This window comes from Virgibacillus salarius, from assembly GCF_039521925.1.
Lineage (GTDB): Bacteria > Bacillota > Bacilli > Bacillales > Amphibacillaceae > Virgibacillus > Virgibacillus salarius.
The window spans coordinates 19,223-40,819 of sequence record NZ_BAAACY010000016.1 but is presented as its reverse complement, the minus strand read 5'-3'; the positions used below and the strand labels follow the sequence as shown (position 1 = coordinate 40,819).

Here is a 21,597-nt window from a genome sequence, read left to right as displayed (position 1 = left end):
CTCTTTCCCACGGAATATCGCATATTTCCGTGATTAGAAAAAGGAGCTGTCTTTTTGAAGTGACAGCTCCTTTTTTGTAGTCTAGGAGATATTTTATCTCCTTTAGCTCGCTCCAGTCATTACGTTTCTAATTTGGCGCTAGCACTTTTGTTCTTATGTCTGCATAGCTAAAAATTGTTGATTACTTGATTCGTTTGTAGCATTCGCATTCTCATATGCTTCAAGTAGTAAATCAACGATATGCACAGCTTGCATTTCATCAGATAATCCTTCACGCTCAATCCCAAGCTTCATCTGCAATAAACAACCTGGATTAGCAGTAACAATCATTTTTGCCTCTGTTTTCTGTACCTGCTCCATTTTGTAATCTAAAATTTGCATAGACATTTCCGATTGTACAATATTGTAGATACCTGCTGAACCGCAGCATCGGCTTGCATCCTTCATTTCTACATACCGAACACCTTCGATAGACTCAAGTAATTGTCTAGGCTCCATAAACGTCTTTTGTCCATTTTTCAGATGGCAAGAGTCTTGATAGGTAATAATTTTTTTCTCAAGCGCAAGCGGTTGTTTATGAAAATCTAATTCAATTAATATACTTGTTATATCTTTAATCTTAGCACAAAAACTTTTCGCACGTTCACTCCATACAGGATCATCCTTTAGGAGATGATCATATTCTACTAAAAAGGCACCACAGCCTCCCGCATTGGTAATAATAAAATCAACACCCGCTACTTCAAATGCCTGAATATTACGTTTTGCCATTTCTTTTGCTTGTTTCAATTCCCCACTATGACCATGTAGAGCACCACAGCATGCTTGCGTATCAGGAACGACAATTTCACAACCTGCATACTGTAACAATTTTACGGTGGCATCATTTGTGCGCATAAACATTGTATCCATTAAACAACCAGAGAAAAAGGCAACTTTCTTCTTTCGTTCCTTTACTAGTGGCTGTAAGTGGCGTGGTCGAGCCTTCATTTCACTTTTTTTCGGAACTTTTGGCAACACCTTTTCCATTGTACGCATACTTTCAGGAAATAGCTTCATTATACCTGTTGCCTGTGCTAGCTTCTGCGCACCTGACCTCTGATAAAAACTCAATAATCCCGTTAGCCCTACCATTCGATTTTGATGTGGAAAAATACCTTTAAAAAAGATACCCTTCATAACTTTTTCAGGTACGGTTTGTTTTTTATTTTGATAAATCGCATCCCTAGCTTGCTCTAACAATCTACCAAAATTCACACCAGAAGGACAAACTGGTTCACATGCCCTACAACCAAGACACATATCAATGGATTGCTTTACTTCTTCACTCGGCTCAATAACACCATCTACAAGCCCCTTCATTAATGCAATCCTACCTCTAGGTGAATGGACCTCATTTCTTCCCGTTTCAATATACGTTGGACAAGTTGGTAAACAGAAACCACACCTGGTACAATTCATTAATTCATCGTAATCCATTTTTTCTTTGAATGCTGACTGAATTTGCTTTTTTTCCTGTTTATCCATCATTGTTCAACCACCACTCTTTTTCTTTCAGTGGCCTCAAACATTTTACCCGGATTCATAATCATATTTGGATCAATCGCTTTTTTAATGCTACGCATCGCTTCCACTCCATGCTCACCAGCCTTCAAATGTAAATATGGAAGCTTCATCATACCTACTCCATGCTCACCAGTAATTGTCCCACCAAGATCCACTGCTTTTTGAAAGATTTCCGCAAATGCTTTTTCAACTAATTCGATTTCTTCTTCATTTCGAGCATCCGTTAAGCACGTCGGGTGTAAATTCCCATCTCCTGCGTGACCGAATGTACAGATGTTTAATTGATATTTTTCTGCTATTTTACCGATTGCTTTTACCATTTCTGCAATTTCTGAACGCGGGACTGTTGCATCCTCTAATATGGTGGTTGGCTTTAATCGTGACAAAGCTGATAAAGCTGATCTCCTTGCAGCAGTTAATTGATCTGCTTCCTCATTAGTCCTTGCTACCTGAACATCAAACGCTCGATTTTCCTTACATAACGCTTCTATTTTCTCCATGTCGCGAGCAACTACTTCTGCTGCACCATCTTGTTCAATTAACAAAACGGCTTTTGCTTCTGTTGGTAACCCAATTTTTGCAAAATCCTCAACTACCTGAACTGTTGCTTGATCAAGAAATTCCAACGTTGCAGGAATAATTCGGTTAGCAATAATCGCGGAAACCGTTTCTGCAGCAGCTTCTAAATCCTCATAAAGTGCAAGCATTGTCTTTTTTGTCTCGGGTTGTGGTATTAATTTCAGGATCGCTTCCGTAATGACACCAAGCGTTCCTTCAGCACCTATATATAATCTGGTTAAGTCATAGCCAGCAACATCCTTAGCTAGCTTTCCACCTGTTCGAATGATTTCACCGTTAGGGAGCACAACCTCTAGACCAAGAACATAATCTCTCGTTACCCCATATTTGAGTCCACGAAGACCACCGGAATTCTCACTAATATTGCCACCAATCTGAGAAATATGCATCGAACCAGGATCGGGTGGATAAAACAATCCAACTTCTATGGCTGCCTCCAAAATTTCTTTTGTATAAACACCTGGTTGAACGGTCATCGTTAAATTTTCTTGATCAATCTCTAAGATCTGATTCATGTGCTTGAATATCAAAACGATTCCCCCCTCTGTTGGGGTTGTACCTGCACATAAATTCGTTCCTGAACCACGTGGTACAATTGGGATTTTATACTCGTTACAGAGCTTGACAACTGCCGCTACCTCCTGTTTATTACGCGGAGCGACCATAGCATCAGGAAGTGCTTGATATCTTGCAGTAGAATCGTAGGAATAAGCTAATAAGCTAGCATTATTATCTTCCACATTTTCCACTCCAACAATGGAAACCAGTTTTTCTTTTACATTCATATGTAACATATACATTCTCCTAATTTGTCATCATACTTCTATTTTATGAAATAATAAAAGAAAAATATATGTGCGATTGCACAAATATTTTTCTTAGTAAGCGAATTCCTTTATACATATGAACAAAAAGTTTAACACATTTTAGTTATGTTTTCCTTTTTTCATTATAAAATCGATGACTTATATATAAAAGCATTAAATCGTCTACATTTCTCACATTTAATTTTGTTACATCCGCAATTCGATTTAAACGATAGTGCAGTGTGTTTTTATGAATATGTAATTTATCTGCTGTTAATTGCACTGCCATATTATTCTCGAACCAACTTGATAGTGTTTGCATTAATTCTTCCTCTTGAATTAACGCTCCTATTGAACGTAGGACAAACTGATCTTTTGTCTCTGCGGATAATTCATGTGTCAACATCTCAAAACGTAGATCTGCTTCAAAAACAACGGGATGTTTAGAATTAGCATATTCACTAGATTTATTCGCCTGCTGGAACGAGTAAGATAATCTTTTTGAATCGTTTTTATTGCCAACGCCTGCATATAGCTGAATATCCATTTCCTTTTTTATATGAGTAATAAATGAGAGCAGCTTTTCAGTTAGCCTATCCTTTTCTACCGCTTCCAGCAGCATAACAATTTTTTCTTGTCCCCAGCGAATAAATAATGCGTTTATCGTTGAACTCCATAATTTCTTTACCATTTCAAGTTGGTTATACGTCAGATTTATTTTTAGATAATCACACTTAAAAACAACAACCTGATCATAGGAAAACATATCAATATGAAGAAAGTCGCTTCGCTCTAATAATTGTGAAAAATCCCCTGTATGGTTAAGCCAATCAAAAATAAAAAATTCCAAATCACGTGTTTTACTTTCCTGATTAATTCGAGCAACGGAGTCATGAATAAATAATTCAGTAACCTTTTGTACGAGCATTGCATATGGTTCTACAACACTAGGTTCGCCAGTTATTCCTAAAACTCCCATCGGTTTATCTTCAATAATAATAGGTAGTACAACACCAGGGCGGACTCCTCGTAGTCGCTTTACATCGTCATCTGTCATAATCATCTTTTCCTTGTTTTTCATAGCAAGATAGGAGCCCTCATGAAAACTACCAATACGATCCGAGTTTGTACTTGCAACGATTACACCTTGCTCATTTGTCAATATAACCTGTTCATCTATTAAACGATTAATTTCTCGTACGATCGCATTATATATTTGATCTGTATGAAATAGAACATTGTCCAATAGCTTCACCTACTAATTCGCTTAGTTATTTCATCTATTCTATCACTATTATGATCGCATAGAAAAGAAATACTCATTTACGAGGCGGTGACAAAAGTGTAAATCAACCAAAAACAGAACAACGATAAATGTTGGTTTTCACCGGTATGGCATGTAAACGGATTGGATTATAGAACACCAAATGTTATTCTAACTTCTGAAATTCCTGAATCATTAACTCATAGCTCATTGCTCCGAAGGCTTTATATTGAATATGCCCTTTGGAATCAATTAAGTACGTAGTCGGTATTGGTTTGATTTGATATCTGTCACTGACTTCTGCTGCTTCATCCAATAAGATTGGAAACGTCAGCTTATATTGCTTTATAAAGTTAGTAACATCACTTTTTTTCCGCTCTGTACTTGTTAAATTAACAGCAAGTAATACGACATCTTTGTCTTGATAGAAGCGTTGCATTGCTGGCATTTCATCACGACATGGTGGACACCATGATGCCCAGAAATTTAACATTACTTTTTTTCCACGAAAATCTGATAAACGATATTTCTTACCATCTAGACCTTTTAACGTAAAATCTGGTGCTAGTTTCCCTACTTGAAGCCCTTCATCGATATCACTTGGACTGTTATCACTACTAACAGACACACTTTCCTGCTTTGTATCGTTGGTAGTAGATGGTTGTTCTACGATAATATACAGCATATAAATAATGGTAATTATAGCTACCAACAATGGTAGGTATAGCGTCACTCGCTTCATAAATGCCCTCCTTGACATACTATTTAGGACTATTATTCCACATACGCTAGGAGAACATACTTTGCTATAATACTTTAAAAAAGGAGTAATTATTCATGAAACTACAAAAAGGGATAAACAACTGTATTACCGATGTACATGATGTTCATGTAGGCCATGTAACACGATATGAAAAATTAAATGAGGAGCAAACCATTTGTACTGGTGTAACCGCTATATTGCCACACAGTGGTAATCTATTTCGAAAAAAAACACATGCTGGCAGCGCTGTATTAAATGGTTTTGGTAAAACAACTGGTCTTGTTCAACTGGAGGAGCTCGGTTTATTAGAATCACCAATTATGCTAACAAATACGTTTAGTGTCGGTTCTGTTTGGCAAGGAACGCTGCAATATATGCTTGAAACAACAAAAGAAATAGGAGATACTACTAGTTCCATTAATCTGGTCGTTGGCGAATGCAATGATAGTTATTTACATACAGCACGATACCCGGCAATTCAACCAGAACATGCCATCCAAGCCATTAGAAATGCAACTATACATCCAGTAAAAGAGGGCGCAGTAGGTGCTGGAAAAGGAATGGTATGTTTCGGCTATAAAGGCGGTATCGGCACTGCATCGCGAATCGTTACCCACCTGAATGAAAAGTATACTGTCGGCTGTCTTGTTGTAAGTAATTTTGGAAAGCGAGAAGATGCTTTATTTGCTGCTTGGGATAAAATATACTTAGACACACCAGATGGATCGATTATGATGGTGATTGCAACGGATGCTCCTATGTATCATAGGCAACTGAAACGGCTAGCCAAACGATGTGCTGCAGGACTAGGAAGAACTGGTAGTCATTTGGATAATGGTAGTGGCGACATTGCAATCGCCTTTTCCACAGCACATACATATGAGCATAAACGAAGTACGATGAACGACGCCATGACGTATCTCCGTGATGATCATCCTATTATGAATCAGTTATTTCAAGCAGTAGTCGAAGTGATTGAGGAAGGTGTTATTCGTTCATTAAAAAAAGCAGATACTACGAGAGGAAGAAAAGGAAGGGTCATTGAAAAGGCACCTTTCTAAGCTAGTACTTGCTAGCGATAGATTTATTTCAGCGCTGGTATGTTAATAGAAATTTAATTACTGATTTAATTAGCTTCACGAATTAACTTGTTAACATGAAAGAGGCTGGGAAAAAACACAACTTCTTTACTCAAAATACGAATAATCATGTTATCAATAGGAGGATCATCGCCGCACCGTGAAAATATATTCGCTTTCCGCGGGCAAGGCCACAGCTAACTTGGCAAAGAAAAACACGTTACCACGTGGATCTTCGGACTTGTGCTGTTCCCGCCGGAGTCTCGCTTATTTCAGGTGCTAAATGAATGATTCTAATCAAAAAACGAACGATAATTAATTTCACCTAATTATCATTCGTTTTTTATTGTTTTTTCATTCTTTTATCTTAGTCTCTTTCTTTAATTAAAGTAATTCATCAAGCCTTCTACGATACTGTTTGCAACCGTATTTTGATAGTCTTCAGATTGTGCCATAGATAAATCACCTGGATTAGTAATGAACCCTAATTCTACTAATACGCTTGGAAAACGATTTTTACGTAAAACATAGAAGTTACTTTCTTTAATTCCACGACCTTGCAAAGATACATTTTGCTCCAGCGAACCTTGAATATTGCTAGCTAAATCACGGTTTTTTTCACCCGAATGGTAGTATGTTTCAATTCCATTCATTCTCATTAAGGGATGGGCATTGTAATGTAGACTAATAAATGCATGTGTATGATATAAATTACTTAATCTCACTCGCTCGTTCAGAGAAATGTAATAATCACTATTGCGTGTCAGAATAACCGTAGCACCGGCTTGACGCAGCTTTTGCTCCACGTGATCGGCAGTGCGCATAATTATATCTTTTTCGAACACACCGTTTACGCCTAGGGAACCCGGATCTTTCCCTCCATGTCCAGGGTCAATTACAATATTATATCCTTGAAGGGATCCAGTACTAGCAGTATTAGCTTCTCTTTTCTTCTGTTCATCTTTCTTCGTGGATTCCACTTTTTCCGCTTGGGTATTTTCTGTATTTTTTTTGCTAGTTTTCTTAGACACCTGCGTTTGATTTGTTTCGTTGACCTCAAATAAATATTGTGAAGCTACCCATGCTTCTTGTCCATCATAATACGTTTGTACCCAGCCAAAGAATTCCTTGTATACTCTAACTTTATCGCCGTTTTGTAATTGCCCTATTATCGGTGCATCGTGAGCAGGACCAGATCTTACATTTAGATTAGATGTCCCTGCAGCAAATACCTTATCTTTACTCGTTAAAGTTGCTGCATTCTGTGCTTTCGGTAGATTTTTTTGCGTATAGCCTGCCGCTTTCGTTGACGAGCTTGGTTTAAATAAATATTGTGAAGCAACCCATGCCTCTTGACCACCATAATACGTTTGTACCCAACCAAAAGACTCCTTATAAACTTTTACTCTATCACCTTTATCTAGCTTACCTATTATTGGTGCTTGATGATTAGGAGACGACCTTACATTTAAATTAGCTGATCCTACCTCATACATCTCGGCATCTTGGGCGCTAACAGGTAATTCGAATAAATTAATAAAAAGAATGATTACCATACTTATACTCACTGTTATGAGCCGCTTCATTAAATAAAAAGCCTCCTTCATTTTTCCTGTAGTTAGTTTTCATTACTAGATTATAGCAAAGATACAACATCATCCGCCAAAATTTACTAGAAATTAAAAAGAATTTACGTGTGTGCTAAAGGAAGACATTTACTGTTTATAGCTTATTTCTACGTTGTCTTCACTCTCTAACCTCCCTACTTATTTGTAAATAGATTCCTTAGGCTAGCATCGTATCGTTACTGAAGCAAATGACTTAGTTAAATAAGGACTATTTACCTAATAATCTGAATATACTAAAATTATTATCTTCATATTAATTTATTTTATGTGCTTTGTCTACCAAAATCTACAATTTTAGACAAAATGACTCAGATTAGTTCATAAGTTTCATGTTAAGCATAGAGTGAACTTTCCATCAGTTGGTGAGCGTTTTCTTTATCCCCCACTGATGGTTAGTGGATCAATCCACATATAAAAAACCCGTATCACTGTAAATGTGTAATACGGGTTTTTTTATCGCTTTTTTTCTAATCCTCATCCTTAACATCTATATCTTCAGGAATTGGCTCATTCAAATAATCTAAAATCATTTTACGGTATTTTTCCACCTGCTCTAAATGTGTATGAAATTGCTCTTTATTAATCAGAAACTGTTCACCATCATGAACAGCACGTATTCTACCTTGTAGAACAAGCGCGTTAATCTTTGTTTCCTCCATAGACAAAAACTCCGCCGTTTCCGGTATGGTTAGATACATCATCCTCCATTCCTTTCTTCATCATTTTGGAAACGTAACTCACCTCTAACACGTACTATTAAACCCATCCCCGATTATTATACCAAGATATCACGATATTCTGGAGTTCTTTCCATTTTGTTTTTCGCATAGGAGCAAGCAGGTTTAATCTTTTTTTCTTCTCTCCGTGCAAATTTAACCACTTCATCAACTAATTTCCCTGCAACGCCTTGGCCACGTAATTCTTCCGATACTTTGGTATGAGTAATGATTATATGCCCTTCATCGGAAGTATCAAACGTAATTTCGGCTTCTGGATTTTGTTCATCATCTCCAATATAAAATTTATGATCTCCTTTTTTTACAGCTGCCATTATTCAACCGCTCCTCTAAAATGAATTTGTAAAGATAGTTTTAATAATAACTAAAAAAACTATTCAGTTTGGAGTAATCTTCTTTAAAATATGGGAATAATGACTGCTTTACATGCCTTTTCATAAAATTCAATCGGGCCTGCCCCACCAAGTATTGCATATTCATAACCAATTTCTTTCATATCTCGTAAGCAATGGTGTAATAAACCAAATCCAATTCCGTTTCCTCTTAAGTCTAACTTTACTCCCATTGGACCAAAATAGTTCTTTTTATTTTGAAAGATGTCAAAGGCAGCAAATCCCACATAGTTACGTTGCGAATCAGTAGCAACATAGATCGTATCTTTCCCTTCAACGAAAGCCCTTTCAATTGTTAATGACCATTCCCGCGAAAAGTGATCATAGACAAATGATACAAGCTTATTCCTATCTGTATGATATACACGTCGAATCCCGAATGAAGATGGAATATTTGGAAATGAATAATTACCAAGATGGGTAATCATATCTCTTGCTGTAGCTCCTAAGCTTATCATCATAAACTTATCATCATCCGTCAGTAGCTTGTCCACTTGATCTGTTCTTAACAAAGCTTTGAGTAAATGACCCTCGTTCAAATATATTTGATTGAATTTTTGCATATATCCAATAGCGGAAGCAAAAACAATTGTTACATCTTTTTCAACAGGTATAGAAAAGTATGGACTTGACATTTGCCTATAATCAAAGGTTTGAACGTTGTTATCCACACAACGCAATTCTTCAATACTAATGGAGCTCCAATAGGAAAGCTCAGCCAAAAAACTAGCGTCTTGCTTCAAAAAAGCGATTAATAAATGAAGAATGGACACTGTTTGTTTATCCGTTTTTGCCGCTTCTTCTTCTGCACATTCTATTATCGTTTGCATTCTATCTGTCATTCGCATTCCCATCCTACCCTCTTCCCTAAATCATATTATTCCTTGTATTATTTTAAGAGACCTAGACGGAAGCCAGTTGAAACAACTTGGGTGCGATTCCTTGCCTTTAGTTTCCCCATAAGACTACTGACATAGTCTCTAACTGTGTGTTCACTAAGATGTAAGTTTTCCCCCATTTGTCTATTGTCATAGCCCTCAGCTAATAGGGTTAAAATGTTTAATTCACGTTCTGTTAGTTGAATGCCGTAAAGTGGATGTACCTGGCCCTCGTGCTTTTGAATAAAATGCCCAATTCGCTTTCCTATTTCTTCAAGTAGCTCAAGCTCATCTTTAGCTACTTCAAATTCTTTTCCTATCTGATCGAGGGTAATCCAGCCTAACATTTCATGCTCGTAGTACACTGGCACAATAATTAAAGATGAAAGCTCAAACAGTTCAATGGTTTCTTTATTAATGGAAAGAGCAGGGTCTTTAATAAACATTGGTTTCTTGGTAATACGTATCTGATCAAATAGTTGATTCGGATAAAGTGGGCCTTTAAATCCTTGAACCTTTGATAATTCTGAACCGACTATCCCCTTAAATTCTTTAGACCAAGGGATGTAGGCATAGAATACACATCGATTATAGTGTAGTAATTCTTCACATTGCTTCATGATATAAGCGAGATCATCTACACCTACACAATCTAATAAAATCGTATTAAATCTATCTAATGTAAGTAATTTTTTCGTAATTGCTTTCTCCTGTCGATCATACTTTGTAATCAAATTACTTATTTGGGAAATATAATTAGCAATTGACGATTGTTCTTGAATAGTGAACCCGAGTGACCCTTTTATATACAGTGCTCCATCAGCTAATGGAAAGCACGGCAATTGATCGAGAAAACCTGGGCTTAATGATGTTTGAAAAGCGTCTGGTATAAAATGAAGATTACCATCAACTTCAGACCGCTTCCAGCTGCTCACAATCGGTGAAACGGCTTGTTGATTTTGTAGTAAATATAGTTCATCAATAGGATAGCTTGCTAAATAAGATGTTATTAATATTTGAAAATCATGTGGGATTAGGTCACGTCTATCACGACTACGATTGTTTGCAGAGGCATATATTTGAAATAACTTAGAAAAGGTTGATGATAAGAATAATATTCCCGATAATAACTGTTCATCTTTCGTTTCATCGTATAAATTTACAAATGCCTTCTCCAAAATGAAATAAAATGCATGTAGCCGTTTTACAGATAATACAGAAATATGACGTTGTATCCAGATGCTTAATAATTGATGAAACGCCAGTTTTGTTTTTAATTGATCGGAACCTGTAATTGTTTCAAAGAAAGAATTTGCAAGTATTCCTATTACTTCTTGTTCGTAATTGGTAAGTAATGAATCTAATTGAAGATGAATGTTCATATTCCCCTGCAATTGTTGCTTATGTGTCCTGATAAATCGTTTAAAATCCTCATTGGATATTTCTGGAATGAAATGAGCATGCTGTGTCAATTCTATTCTAACCCCCTTTATACCAAAACTTCCTATATTTGAACGGTATTTTATGACTATTTTCCCTCTATTCATAGGATATTCCTTTTTTCATATGCCATATACAATTTATATAACGTACGTATACCATTTTCGATAAATACGCATGAACACCAGTCGATTATCTATACTAAGAAAAGAATTACGAGAAATAGTCACAAAACTTGAATGCCGTAATACATCATCATGGAGTTACGGAATCACCATTATTATAAGAAAAATAATTTAGAAAGTACAAATTTTAAACTAATCATCCTATAGTTTTATTTGTATCCCTTCTTAAGGAGGTGTCTTTAGATAACTAGTAATGTATACATTACTAACAATAATAAAACCCTATTCATATAACTAGAAAGGACGATCGTGATGAAGCTAGAGAATAAAGTAGCCATCATTACAGGAGGAGGAACTGGAATTGGTAAGAAGACAGCCCTATTGTTTGCTAACGAAGGGGCGAAATTAGTCATCACAGATATTAACGAAGAATCTGGTAGAAAAACAGTAGACGAAATAAAAGCGTTAGGTTCGGAAGGGATTTTCATTAAGCATGATGTAAGTAATGAAGAGGATTGGAAGCAAGTAATTAATGAAACTATAAACCATTTCAGCACAATTGATGTGTTATTTAATAATGCTGGCATCTATATTATTAAACCACTTGTAGAAACTGAATTAGAAGAATGGAACCGTCTTATGTCGATTAACGTTACTGGTGTATTCTTGGGTATGAAACATGCTGTTCCAGTAATGGCAAAACAAAAAAGTGGGTCTGTCATTAATGCTTCCTCTGTAGCAGGGCTTATCGGTGCGCCAGGCCATGTTCTATATGGAGCTAGCAAAGGTGCTGTACGTATAATGACGAAGGATATTGCTATGGAGTATGCAAATACTGGAGTGCGCGTAAATTCTATCCATCCCGGTTATATTGAGACAGCAATGGCTAACTATGCATCTGAACAAACTGGTCATTCCAAAGAAGAATTAGACAAAACCTATCCACTTGGAAGAATGGGAAAACCTGAAGAAGTAGCTAAAATGGTGCTATTTCTTGCTTCAGATGATGCTTCCTTCTCAACAGGAGCTGAGTTTGTAATTGATGGTGGAGCAACAGTAAACTAAAAGGAGTTTTTCAAATGAAATTAGCAGAAAAAATAGCAATTATTACTGGTGGCGCTAGCGGTATTGGAGAAGCAACTGTGCGATTATTTGTACAGGAAGGTGCTAAAGTAGCAATAGCGGACTTTTCAGACCATGGTCAAGAAATCTCGGATGAGCTGAATCAAAAAGGATATGAAACCATCTTTATAAAAACCGATGTTTCCAACGAGGAACATACAAAAAATATGATTAATCAAACGGTACGACATTTTGGCAGAGTGGACATTATGTTTGCAAATGCTGGAATTGCGAATGACGCAAATATCCATGAGCTATCCTACGATAAGTGGAAAAAAACAATTGATATTAATTTATCAGGCGTTTATCTTTCCGATAAATACGCCATTGAGCAAATGCGGCAGCAGGAGGATGGTGGAGTTATTGTAAATAGCGGGTCCATTCACAGCTTCGTAGGGAAGGATAGTGTAACCGCCTATTCCGCAGCAAAAGGTGGTGTAAAACTACTTACCCAAACATTAGGTATTGCTTACGCCAAAGAAGGCATACGTGTTAATGCTATTTGCCCAGGGTACATTGATACTCCATTAATCGCCAAATCTTCGCCAGAAGTAAAGGACCATCTTGTTAGTCTCCATCCAATGGGAAGACTGGGTAAAGCAGAAGAAGTTGCTAAATCCGTGTTGTTTTTAGCAAGTGACGATGCCTCATTTATTGCTGGAACAACTCTATTAGTAGACGGTGGCTATACTGCGCAATAAGCTAAAAATAATTAACAATGCTTTTTAGAATATTCATAGAAACGACCTGTCCCAAAAACTGCTTTAAAAGCACAACTAGCTATGTCAGACTTCCATATGAGTTTCACACGCCAATTATAGTATGGATTAGTCTAAGGGCCAGTGCCGTTTCTATTTTACATACTAGTTACTACCAGTCCAGCAATGACGAGTCTTTTAGTGGGCAATTTCTAAATCTGTTAACGAAAAATGAAACATACGCTCAAAATTTTCTTCATTATTTACAGAATATCCAGATCCATTGAGCGAATAAGTAATATCTGTCACTTTATGATGATTATCATATGGAACCCAGCCAAATCTTAGATGATGCTCGAAAATAAATCTATTAAATGTATTCGTCGCTTTAGTCGCTTCGAATGTTTTTATTTCCTCAATCATGCTTTTCCAATCATTTGGCAATTTACGTATACCATAAGAAGACGTATCAAGCGATATTTCATCCTTCATCTGTATGGCTGGATGATAATTAGTTCCAGAATAGCCTCGTTTTTTCTTCAGAAAAAAATCCAATGCTGCCACTTGGTCACGAGGATCTAAATTCCATACAAAATAATACGTTTCGGGATTATTCTCCTCTATTTTTAACACACGTGGTCGGAGATTAATCTTAACCCAATTCAATTTCCATTGATTTCTTTTCCATTCCCAGTAACTTCCTGAATACGTTTGATTTTCTGTAATAAATGGGACGAAGAAATGCCGTTCATCAATTTTTATTACATCTTGAACTTGTTTTACGTTACTCTTAAAGATGCTATTTCACACCACTTTCCAGAATGGTGAATGTTTGACGATCACAATTAATTTCAGCCATCGCCCCATACGGTAGAACGATTTTGGGTTCCGTATGACCAAAATTCAAGTTATAAAGGATAGGTAAATCTTCTAATTGATACTCTTGCATGACTAACTGAATAACTTCTTTATATTCTGCAAAATAAGCTTCATCTTTTGGTTTCCCAAAAACGATTCCGTTAGCAGCCTGCAAAATACCCTGTGCCGCATAGTTGCGTAACCAAGATTTCAAGAGATCTGGGGATGACTTGACCTCAGAAGTTTCGAAGAATATAATACTATCTTCCCAGTCCTTCTTAGCAGGCCAGAGCTCTGTTCCTTTTGCAATCTCCAAAACTTCTATACACCCTCCAATTAATCTACCAGACACCACTTCAGAGCCTTGAAGCAATTCATATCCATTATTATGTTGCATTGTTCTTTGTATCTGATTATTGGATTCAACTGCCCAATCTAAATATTCACTCGTCCATGCTTTAGCTGGCTTAATTTCACCTATAGGCTCTCGTGAAAATAACGTTTGTTTAATAGATTCAACAGTATACGCGTGCATTTCTACATTTTCGGCAAAATCAGTTAAAATCGCTGGACCATAGAATGATGTTATTCCTGCTTTATAACAGAACAAATGTAGGATTGTAACATCTGAATATCCTAGTAAAATCTTTGGATTATTTTTCATTACGTCAAAATCAATAAAGGGAAGCAATCGAATACTATCATCTCCACCAATGTTGGCAATAATTGCTTTAATTGACTTATCCTTAAATGCTGTCATTATATCATTAGCACGGGCTTGGGGATTTTTATATACATAATCTGAACCTTTTAGGCTATTAGGCATAGCCACCACTTCTAAACCAAATACATCTTCCAAACGTTTGACTCCCTGCTCATAACGGCGTCTTAATTCTGGATCACCAGCACCTCCCCAACTCGGACTTATAGTAGCAATACGATCTCCCTTTTTTAACATTTCTGGCTTTTTTAACATAAAACCACCACCCTGACTTTTCTGAGAAAGTTACCTTTCGTATGTATTGCTGCACGAGACTTTTTTATATATCAACATTTAATTGCTTCTGTAAATATTCCTCCACACTAGGTTGACCTGATGGATGATTCAGAACCGTACCCACCCAGCTATCCCTCTCAAAGCTCATTAGCTTAAGATCCCAACAGCACGCAATTAAGCTTGTATTAGTATATTCTTTAAACATATTTGGCTCCTCCTTGGTAGATATGTATACATGATGTTGAAGCTCATTTTCATTTGACCACCAATCGACAAATATAAAATTAGCATCCTTGCCATCGTGAACGCCGACAAAACCAGCTCCATACCGATTTTCAGTAATTGCAGGAACAGGCAAGCTTTGCTGTGCTATTTCTTTAGCCTTGCTAATTAAGTCATGACTTGGGAGATCATTTTTATAGGAAATGCCATACATTTTAATTTTCCAATCGTTGATCTCCCATAATTCTAGAAAACGAATTGGCCTTTTTTGATAACTTTCCGATAGTTCGATCAATAACCTCATTCCTTTCCTTATATAAATAACAGAACGATGCTTCTACACAATCTCTAATCCCTAAAATAATTTTGTGTAAATTAGTATTTTTCTGATTTTATTTCATGTAAGATAGCTTGTTCATCTTCATTATAACATTTTAATAATTTCAATATTAGTCTGTATTTTCTTTTAATCTTCTATATAATTCAATACACAGGAAGGTGAGATAAATGATCGATGATCGAATTTCTACATCTTTCATTTCACATAATCTTCGTAAAATTGGACTTATATCTCTTCGTAACTTTCCGTATATAACTTTTTGTCTATACTTTAGAATAAACACGATATGGTACTTACCATTTCACATTGTGTTGTGATAAATAATGTTACTCAACAAGAGTTGATCTCCTCTCGTTAGCGACCATTTTCTATTATAACCTTTGGAGATTTTTCTTTTACAACCCTACAAAGTTCATTTTTACTCAGGCAGAGCCTTTGGATTTTAAAGAAGTAATAAAAAAAGGCTGGGACAAAACACAACGTCTTTACTCAAAATGAATAATCATATTATCAATAGGAGTATTATCGCCGCACCGTGAAACTATACTCGCTTTCCGTGGGTACGGCCTCAGCTAACTTGGTAAAGAAAAACACGTTACCAAGTGGATCTTTGGACTCGTGCTGTTCCTGCCGGAGTCTCGCCTATTTCAGGTACTAAATTAATTATTCCAATTTAAACTTACCGTTCGTTTTTTATTGTTTCTTCATTCTTTTGTCTTAGCCTCTTTACCCGCGACACCACTTTCGAATCCTTTACTTTAAAAACGCCTTCAGTTAAATATTTTTCATAACCTGCTCATTTGAAGTATATGCGTAAACAGCTTGCCAGTCTTCCTGTCAAAAAACACGGATTAATAACCGTTCTGTTTGAATATATAGTGAAACTTCAATCAGTTGGGGGTTTTGTTTATCCCCCACTTATTGTTCATGCCACAAGGATATGACCTAAAGAGACCTTTGAACAATCGGACATATAACTGGCAGGGGGCTTACTGCCAGTTATATATGGGAGACATTTTCTACGCCTCCTCGTTGCTATGTTCACCCTTAATGTAACCTGATTATTGGTTAGCACTCACGTTGATTTTGACCAGCAACGGATTCTTCCTGCTTTAAAATATCTGAAACTACATCCTGAATCGTAACATTTTCCAATGACTTTTCTAATGCACGCTGCGCGGATGAAAATAATGGCTCAATAGCCGTTTGAATATTTCTTCCAACAAGACAGGAAGGGTTTGGACTTTCATGTCTTCCAAATAAATCTTTTTCTTGGACCACATTAACCGCCTTGTATACATCAAGTAAGGTGATATCAGATAAATCCTTGGCTAGTTCGGCACCAGCCACACCTGGGCGAACGTTTACTAACTGAGCTTTCTTAAGCATACCTATAATTTTTCTTATAACGACGGGATTCGTATTCACACTTTTAGCTATATATTCAGATGTATTAACATCTTCCTGGTTAATTCCAAGTAGAGATAATATATGAATACCAACAGCAAAGCGACTACTAATAGACATAGTGTTTCATTCCTTTAATAGATATTTATTATAATTATATATGATCAAAGTTGTAATAAAAAGAGTTACAATCGTTAAACCTAATAGGAAAAATAATTAAAATAAGCTATTAACGCTTGACAACAATAAACTTGTAACTTATATTATTACATGTAACATAAATAGTTACAAATAATCATTCCTGGAGGTTGTTATAAATGAAGATTGGAATTATTGGTGCTAGCGGTAAATCCGGAAGCCTTATTTTAAAGGAGGCCGTAAAAAGAAACCACGATGTAACAGCAATCGTAAGAGATGCTAAAAAAGTATCGAATGATACAGTGAACGTAATCGAGAAAAATATTTTTGATATAAAAACGGAAGATATAAAGCCTTATGATGTCATAGTTAATGCATTTAATGCACCTCATGGTGAGGAGCACCAGCATATTGATGCTGGTAGAGTATTAATAAACGCACTAAAGCAAGCACCACATACACGATTAATAGTGGTTGGGGGAGCTGGAAGCTTATTTGCTGATGAAAATAAAAGTACGCTCTTATTAGATACCCCTGATTTTCCGAAAGCATACCTTCCTACTGCTTCAAATATGGGAGAAAACCTTAAAGAACTACAAAATACAGCGGGGATTCAATGGACCTATATTAGCCCTGCTGCCATCTTTGATCCAGAAGGTCAACGGACTGGTTCATACCGATTAGGGAAAGACACGCTGATGCTAAATAATAAAGGCGAAAGTTACATTAGCTATGCAGACTATGCAATTAGTGTAGTGGATGAAATCGAAAATCCTCAACATAAAAATGAGCGTTTTACAGTAGTAGGAGAAGCTAAATAAAGATAAACTCAATTACGATCGGAACGTGGAGCTGTTTTGTCCATCAATAAACAAAACAGCTCCATTTATATGTGGGATAAAAAGGGGGAACGTAAACAGTTGAAAAGATCTTATCTAAATCATGTCATCTATATATAAATCTAGAAGATGGTATAGAGGACATAAACTAAAAACTCTGTCCATTCTGATGGAGAACAATACACTTCGCTATCTCCGGTAATATACGTAGCCTCCTTTGAAAAAAGAACACTTTTTTCTGCGTACGATATTATCGCTGCCGAAGGTTACCTTATCCTATCATAAAAAGACATTGTTAAACCCAGATAGTGTCAACGCGAGGGGGCTTACCAGCCACTACAGAGAGCTTAGTTGTACGGACCATCATTTTTATTTTTTAAAAATATACTCTTACATTTAAAATATACTCCTATTATTTCTATATAAGGTATTTTATTGTAATTATGGTACATAATACCCTTTGTTTTCTTAACTATTTTTCATTTGCTGTGGGCCAAAATGCGTGTAAACACTGTCGAATTTCACAACCTTTTGACTTTCTTTGTTGAATCTATTGCATTTTATCACGGAAATAATCATACTTATTTTTGTGTGTTTGAGACTTACGCCCTAACAATTTGTTAATGATGAAAGGAAGATTTAAGAAGATGGAAATTATTGAATCAAAATCTACTAATTTAAGTAAGAGAATTGATAGTAAGAAAAGAGAGATGATTGAGCTTGGTTTAAAGTATGGATTAACAGATAGCAGAACCATCCGTTGCAGCCAACAGCTCGATTCCCTTTTAAATATGCAAACAAGCATGAAAAAATTATATCTTGTCGGGTTAGTTGTAGGAATGAACTGAATGACTTTTCATTCATTCCCTGTAGTATACATAGATCGAATCTTTTCTAAATCATCTAAAATCTGGTTAACATCCTTTTGTTTTAAATAGATTGGCATTTGATCATATAGCGTTAATACTTGACCAGTTTCATTATTGGTTTGATTCAAATAATCATGCAGCTTGTTCAATTGATATTCGGTGAGAACAGATTCCATAGATAACTGTTTAAACTGCTTCCACTCAAATTCATTTGTTTCTATATCTAAATCACCAGAAATAAGCTGACCAGTAAACTTCAAATTTATCAACTCCACTTAGATATTTCTTTTAGCTTATCCGATTCACATAAATATATGCTCTAGAGCTTGAGTTAAGCATTGCGTCCTATCTTGGTGTGATAAACTAAAGCTTCAATCAGTTGGGGGATTGTTATCCCCCACTTATCAATATTGATTTCACTTAATTGCTTGAAGTAGGGATATTACTGCCAGTTATCTGTGAGATAGAGAGGATGGGACAAAACACTCAAAATACGAATAATCATGTTATTAATAGGAGGGTCATCGCCGCACCGTGAAAATATACGCGCTTTCCGCGGGCACGGTCTCAGCTAACTCGATAAATAAAAACACGTTACCAAGGGAGCTTCGGACTCGTGCTGTTCCTGCCGGAGTCAAATTATTTATTAATAAGAAAAACGGAGCAAAATTCGCTCAGTCCTTATCACTAAATGCTCAGATTTACGCTTCCTCTAGTAGCTATTATGGAATAATAGCTACTGCTTGACTACCATTCCGGCTGCCCACTTCCCTTTCCGTGGGGTTTGTCCTTCAGCTAACTTTTTTAGCAAAACCCGCTCAAAAAAGTGGATCTTCAGGTCAAACATTTCCCACAGGAGTTGAAGTAGCCGGCCTTCGCTATTATCAGGCTCTACAACGCTAGCATGAAGTAACACAGCTGCTTTTATACTCACGGATAACGATTTTCACTTTACCCATTGTAAAAATATGACAAGAATTGTTGCACCTTCTCATAGCGGAGACGAATTACGTAGACTCCTGCGGGAATTGCGCGAGCCGAAAATCCACTTTGCAACGTGTTCTTCTTTGCAAAGTTAGTTGAGGCCGTGCCCGCGGAAAGCGAAGTAATTAGTCGGAGCATTGCCAATAGACATCAAACATTTCAAAATAACTACTTGGCTTAACGCAGTCATTGCACTGATTTTATACTTTCTTATCTTTGAACAAAAGCGCAAGCGCCTGATTAGAAACGGAGCGACTGGAGCGAGTCAACGAAGATAAAGGAATTACGGTGAGCTTGCGAGCCGATGATAATTTAGCTTAGGGCGATCTGTGAAGTCGCCTAGCTTCTGGACGCTTGCGCTTGACGCGGCTTTACACGCTCATATTTATCTACATGGGATAATTTTATAATTTTTCCTAGACTACGAGAAAAACGTACTGAGTAATACTCAATACGTTTTTCATGCTACAATATTTTATTTAAAAATTCCTTCGTTCGATCAGATTGAGGATTGGTAAAGATTTGGTCTGGTTCTCCTTCTTCGACAATAACACCATCATCCATAAAGATAACACGATCACCAACTTCTCTAGCGAATCCCATTTCATGTGTTACGACGAACATCGTCATTCCTTCTTTAGCAAGTTGTTTCATAACTTCTAGTACTTCTCCCACCAATTCAGGGTCTAATGCAGAAGTTGGTTCGTCAAATAGCATCATTTTTGGCTCCATTGCTAGTGCCCGAGCAATCGCAACCCGCTGTTGCTGCCCACCAGATAACTGCTGTGGATATTGGTCAGCCTTATCAGCTAAACCAACCTTCTCTAATAGCTTCATTGCTCGATTCCTTGCTTCTTTTGTACTTAAATGCCGTACTTTACAAGGAGCAAGCATTAAGTTCTCAATAACTTTTTTATGAGGGAATAGATTAAATTGCTGGAAAACCATTCCTACTTCCGTACGTACCAGATTTATGTTTACCTTTGGGTCATTTAAGTGGTTACCATCAACGATAACGTCCCCTTTCGTTATTGACTCAAGCATATTTAGACAACGAAGGAAGGTGCTTTTTCCTGATCCACTTGGTCCAATTACACAGACGACCTCAGATGGTTGGATTTCACAATTGATCCCTTTTAATACTTTGTTTTTGCCAAAGCTTTTATGCAAATCTTTTACCTCAATCATTGAATATCTAGTCTCCTTTCAATGACTCTTAGAATAAAGGATAATGTAAGTGTAATAGCAAGATAAAATACAGCAACTGTAGTGTATATCTCTACGGCATTAAAATGATTCGCAGCGATCAGTCTCCCTTGAAAAATTAATTCTGGAACTAGAATGACGGATAGGAGCGACGTATCCTTTATACTAATAATAAATTGGTTTCCTAATGGTGGGATCATTCGTTTGAAAGCCTGAGGCCAGATAATATAACGCATTGTTTGACTATGATTTAAGCCGAGAGAACGTCCTGCCTCTGCCTGCCCTCTATCAATTGATTGCACAGCACCTCTGACAATTTCTGCAATATATGCACCTGAATTTAGGGCAATTACAATAATACCGGCAATGATAGATTCAATTTCAAATCCGATAATTAGTGGAAGCGCAAAATAAATCCAAATAGCCTGTACTAATACCGGCGTACCTCGAATGATTTCCACATATACAGTAGATATCCCCTTTATAACCTTATTATTAGCTATTCTACCTAGACCGAATACCCCACCCAATATAAAACCAATGGCTAAACCAACAACAGAAATCAATAATGTATAATATAACCCTGTAACTAATTCCGGGAGAAAGTCGATTACTTGAAGCCAATTAAATTCAACTGCCACCTTCGTCTCACCTCACTGT

At 36.6% G+C, this 21,597-nt stretch carries 22 protein-coding genes and 1 pseudogene; 5 read left to right on the top strand and 18 right to left on the bottom strand.

What is annotated here, in order from left to right; translation table 11 throughout:
* Positions 1-153: 153 nt before the first annotated feature.
* From ABDZ84_RS02780 to ABDZ84_RS02765, 4 genes are all read right to left on the bottom strand, one after another.
* Positions 154-1,527, bottom strand: coding sequence for a (Fe-S)-binding protein (locus tag ABDZ84_RS02780; RefSeq protein WP_051388448.1), 1,374 nt, complete (start codon positions 1,525-1,527; stop codon positions 154-156).
* Complete coding sequence (gene glcD, locus ABDZ84_RS02775) at positions 1,527-2,939, bottom strand: glycolate oxidase subunit GlcD (RefSeq protein WP_121604703.1); 1,413 nt, start codon at positions 2,937-2,939, stop codon at positions 1,527-1,529. The genes ABDZ84_RS02780 and glcD overlap by 1 nt, the downstream gene beginning before the upstream one ends.
* Before the next feature lie 136 nt (positions 2,940-3,075).
* Entirely contained in the window at positions 3,076-4,197 is a 1,122-nt protein-coding gene (locus ABDZ84_RS02770) for a CdaR family transcriptional regulator (protein ID WP_026682782.1), read from the bottom strand.
* A 184-nt stretch (positions 4,198-4,381) separates the two neighbouring features.
* Positions 4,382-4,957, bottom strand: a complete 576-nt coding sequence (locus tag ABDZ84_RS02765; RefSeq protein WP_026682783.1) for a peroxiredoxin family protein — start codon at positions 4,955-4,957, stop codon at positions 4,382-4,384.
* A gap of 95 nt (positions 4,958-5,052) precedes the next feature.
* Between ABDZ84_RS02765 and ABDZ84_RS02760 the strand changes: the two genes are divergently transcribed.
* Entirely contained in the window at positions 5,053-6,039 is a 987-nt protein-coding gene (locus tag ABDZ84_RS02760; protein WP_166530942.1) for a P1 family peptidase, read from the top strand.
* Between the two features lie 398 nt (positions 6,040-6,437).
* Here the strand turns inward: ABDZ84_RS02760 and ABDZ84_RS02755 are convergent, their stop codons facing one another.
* The 5 genes from ABDZ84_RS02755 to ABDZ84_RS02735 form a co-directional block, all read right to left on the bottom strand.
* Complete coding sequence (locus tag ABDZ84_RS02755) at positions 6,438-7,643, bottom strand: N-acetylmuramoyl-L-alanine amidase family protein (RefSeq protein ID WP_343779933.1); 1,206 nt, start codon at positions 7,641-7,643, stop codon at positions 6,438-6,440.
* A 509-nt stretch (positions 7,644-8,152) separates the two neighbouring features.
* On the bottom strand, positions 8,153-8,383 hold the full coding sequence (locus ABDZ84_RS02750; protein WP_026682786.1) for an excisionase family DNA-binding protein: 231 nt from the start codon (positions 8,381-8,383) through the stop codon (positions 8,153-8,155).
* Between the two features lie 77 nt (positions 8,384-8,460).
* Positions 8,461-8,739 (bottom strand): GNAT family N-acetyltransferase, encoded by a 279-nt coding sequence (locus ABDZ84_RS02745; protein ID WP_425519687.1) that lies wholly within the window; start codon positions 8,737-8,739, stop codon positions 8,461-8,463.
* An 80-nt stretch (positions 8,740-8,819) separates the two neighbouring features.
* Entirely contained in the window at positions 8,820-9,656 is an 837-nt protein-coding gene (locus tag ABDZ84_RS02740; protein WP_343779929.1) for a GNAT family N-acetyltransferase, read from the bottom strand.
* Between the two features lie 47 nt (positions 9,657-9,703).
* Positions 9,704-11,164 carry a LuxR C-terminal-related transcriptional regulator gene (locus ABDZ84_RS02735; RefSeq protein WP_343779926.1) on the bottom strand — a complete coding sequence of 487 codons (1,461 nt, stop codon included), beginning with the start codon at positions 11,162-11,164 and terminating at the stop codon, positions 9,704-9,706.
* Between the two features lie 405 nt (positions 11,165-11,569).
* On the opposite strand from ABDZ84_RS02735, the gene ABDZ84_RS02730 reads away from it, so the two are divergent.
* Together ABDZ84_RS02730 and ABDZ84_RS02725 are read left to right on the top strand one after the other, a co-directional pair.
* Positions 11,570-12,322, top strand: coding sequence for an SDR family NAD(P)-dependent oxidoreductase (locus ABDZ84_RS02730; protein ID WP_205389647.1), 753 nt, complete (start codon positions 11,570-11,572; stop codon positions 12,320-12,322).
* Positions 12,323-12,336: 14 nt separating this feature from the next.
* The gene (locus tag ABDZ84_RS02725) at positions 12,337-13,080 is read left to right on the top strand and encodes an SDR family NAD(P)-dependent oxidoreductase (protein ID WP_026681734.1); all 744 of its coding nucleotides are present in this window, start codon (positions 12,337-12,339) and stop codon (positions 13,078-13,080) included.
* Positions 13,081-13,275: 195 nt separating this feature from the next.
* Here ABDZ84_RS02725 and ABDZ84_RS02720 read toward each other — a convergent pair whose 3' ends face one another.
* From ABDZ84_RS02720 to ABDZ84_RS02700, 5 genes and pseudogenes are all read right to left on the bottom strand, one after another.
* A complete protein-coding gene (locus tag ABDZ84_RS02720) occupies positions 13,276-13,743 on the bottom strand; it encodes a hypothetical protein (protein ID WP_343779920.1) in 468 nt (155 codons plus the stop codon).
* Positions 13,744-13,876: 133 nt separating this feature from the next.
* Positions 13,877-14,911 carry a S66 family peptidase gene (locus tag ABDZ84_RS02715; RefSeq protein ID WP_166530936.1) on the bottom strand — a complete coding sequence of 345 codons (1,035 nt, stop codon included), beginning with the start codon at positions 14,909-14,911 and terminating at the stop codon, positions 13,877-13,879.
* Between the two features lie 64 nt (positions 14,912-14,975).
* Positions 14,976-15,449 carry an isochorismatase gene (locus ABDZ84_RS02710; RefSeq protein WP_321133182.1) on the bottom strand — a complete coding sequence of 158 codons (474 nt, stop codon included), beginning with the start codon at positions 15,447-15,449 and terminating at the stop codon, positions 14,976-14,978.
* 226 nt (positions 15,450-15,675) lie between these two features.
* A pseudogene (locus tag ABDZ84_RS02705) lies at positions 15,676-15,780 on the bottom strand (IS200/IS605 family transposase); the annotation flags it as partial.
* A gap of 782 nt (positions 15,781-16,562) precedes the next feature.
* A complete protein-coding gene (locus tag ABDZ84_RS02700) occupies positions 16,563-17,021 on the bottom strand; it encodes an Rrf2 family transcriptional regulator (protein WP_026681739.1) in 459 nt (152 codons plus the stop codon).
* Positions 17,022-17,218: 197 nt separating this feature from the next.
* On the opposite strand from ABDZ84_RS02700, the gene ABDZ84_RS02695 reads away from it, so the two are divergent.
* Positions 17,219-17,860 (top strand): NAD(P)-dependent oxidoreductase, encoded by a 642-nt coding sequence (locus ABDZ84_RS02695; protein ID WP_026681740.1) that lies wholly within the window; start codon positions 17,219-17,221, stop codon positions 17,858-17,860.
* A 665-nt stretch (positions 17,861-18,525) separates the two neighbouring features.
* Positions 18,526-18,726 carry an aspartyl-phosphate phosphatase Spo0E family protein gene (locus ABDZ84_RS02690; RefSeq protein WP_034679208.1) on the top strand — a complete coding sequence of 67 codons (201 nt, stop codon included), beginning with the start codon at positions 18,526-18,528 and terminating at the stop codon, positions 18,724-18,726.
* 8 nt (positions 18,727-18,734) lie between these two features.
* Here the strand turns inward: ABDZ84_RS02690 and ABDZ84_RS02685 are convergent, their stop codons facing one another.
* The 4 genes from ABDZ84_RS02685 to ABDZ84_RS02670 form a co-directional block, all read right to left on the bottom strand.
* Positions 18,735-19,007, bottom strand: coding sequence for a hypothetical protein (locus tag ABDZ84_RS02685; RefSeq protein WP_343779913.1), 273 nt, complete (start codon positions 19,005-19,007; stop codon positions 18,735-18,737).
* Positions 19,008-19,483: 476 nt separating this feature from the next.
* Positions 19,484-19,681, bottom strand: coding sequence for a hypothetical protein (locus ABDZ84_RS02680; protein WP_121603986.1), 198 nt, complete (start codon positions 19,679-19,681; stop codon positions 19,484-19,486).
* Between the two features lie 515 nt (positions 19,682-20,196).
* Positions 20,197-20,919: an amino acid ABC transporter ATP-binding protein gene (locus tag ABDZ84_RS02675; RefSeq protein ID WP_121604693.1), complete on the bottom strand. Its 723-nt coding sequence runs from the start codon at positions 20,917-20,919 to the stop codon at positions 20,197-20,199.
* Positions 20,916-21,578: an amino acid ABC transporter permease gene (locus tag ABDZ84_RS02670; RefSeq protein ID WP_026679966.1), complete on the bottom strand. Its 663-nt coding sequence runs from the start codon at positions 21,576-21,578 to the stop codon at positions 20,916-20,918. Before ABDZ84_RS02670 ends, ABDZ84_RS02675 begins: the two co-directional genes overlap by 4 nt.
* Positions 21,579-21,597 lie beyond the last annotated feature (19 nt).

Coding starts and splice junctions, on each gene's coding strand:
- ABDZ84_RS02780 (WP_051388448.1), bottom strand. CDS start 1,527: ATGGATAAACAGGAAAAAAAGCAAATTCAGTCAGCATTCAAAGAAAAA.
- glcD (WP_121604703.1), bottom strand. CDS start 2,939: ATGTTACATATGAATGTAAAAGAAAAACTGGTTTCCATTGTTGGAGTG.
- ABDZ84_RS02765 (WP_026682783.1), bottom strand. CDS start 4,957: ATGAAGCGAGTGACGCTATACCTACCATTGTTGGTAGCTATAATTACC.
- ABDZ84_RS02760 (WP_166530942.1), top strand. CDS start 5,053: ATGAAACTACAAAAAGGGATAAACAACTGTATTACCGATGTACATGAT.
- ABDZ84_RS02755 (WP_343779933.1), bottom strand. CDS start 7,643: ATGAAGCGGCTCATAACAGTGAGTATAAGTATGGTAATCATTCTTTTT.
- ABDZ84_RS02750 (WP_026682786.1), bottom strand. CDS start 8,383: ATGTATCTAACCATACCGGAAACGGCGGAGTTTTTGTCTATGGAGGAA.
- ABDZ84_RS02740 (WP_343779929.1), bottom strand. CDS start 9,656: ATGACAGATAGAATGCAAACGATAATAGAATGTGCAGAAGAAGAAGCG.
- ABDZ84_RS02730 (WP_205389647.1), top strand. CDS start 11,570: ATGAAGCTAGAGAATAAAGTAGCCATCATTACAGGAGGAGGAACTGGA.
- ABDZ84_RS02725 (WP_026681734.1), top strand. CDS start 12,337: ATGAAATTAGCAGAAAAAATAGCAATTATTACTGGTGGCGCTAGCGGT.
- ABDZ84_RS02715 (WP_166530936.1), bottom strand. CDS start 14,911: ATGTTAAAAAAGCCAGAAATGTTAAAAAAGGGAGATCGTATTGCTACT.
- ABDZ84_RS02700 (WP_026681739.1), bottom strand. CDS start 17,021: ATGTCTATTAGTAGTCGCTTTGCTGTTGGTATTCATATATTATCTCTA.
- ABDZ84_RS02695 (WP_026681740.1), top strand. CDS start 17,219: ATGAAGATTGGAATTATTGGTGCTAGCGGTAAATCCGGAAGCCTTATT.
- ABDZ84_RS02690 (WP_034679208.1), top strand. CDS start 18,526: ATGGAAATTATTGAATCAAAATCTACTAATTTAAGTAAGAGAATTGAT.
- ABDZ84_RS02675 (WP_121604693.1), bottom strand. CDS start 20,919: ATGATTGAGGTAAAAGATTTGCATAAAAGCTTTGGCAAAAACAAAGTA.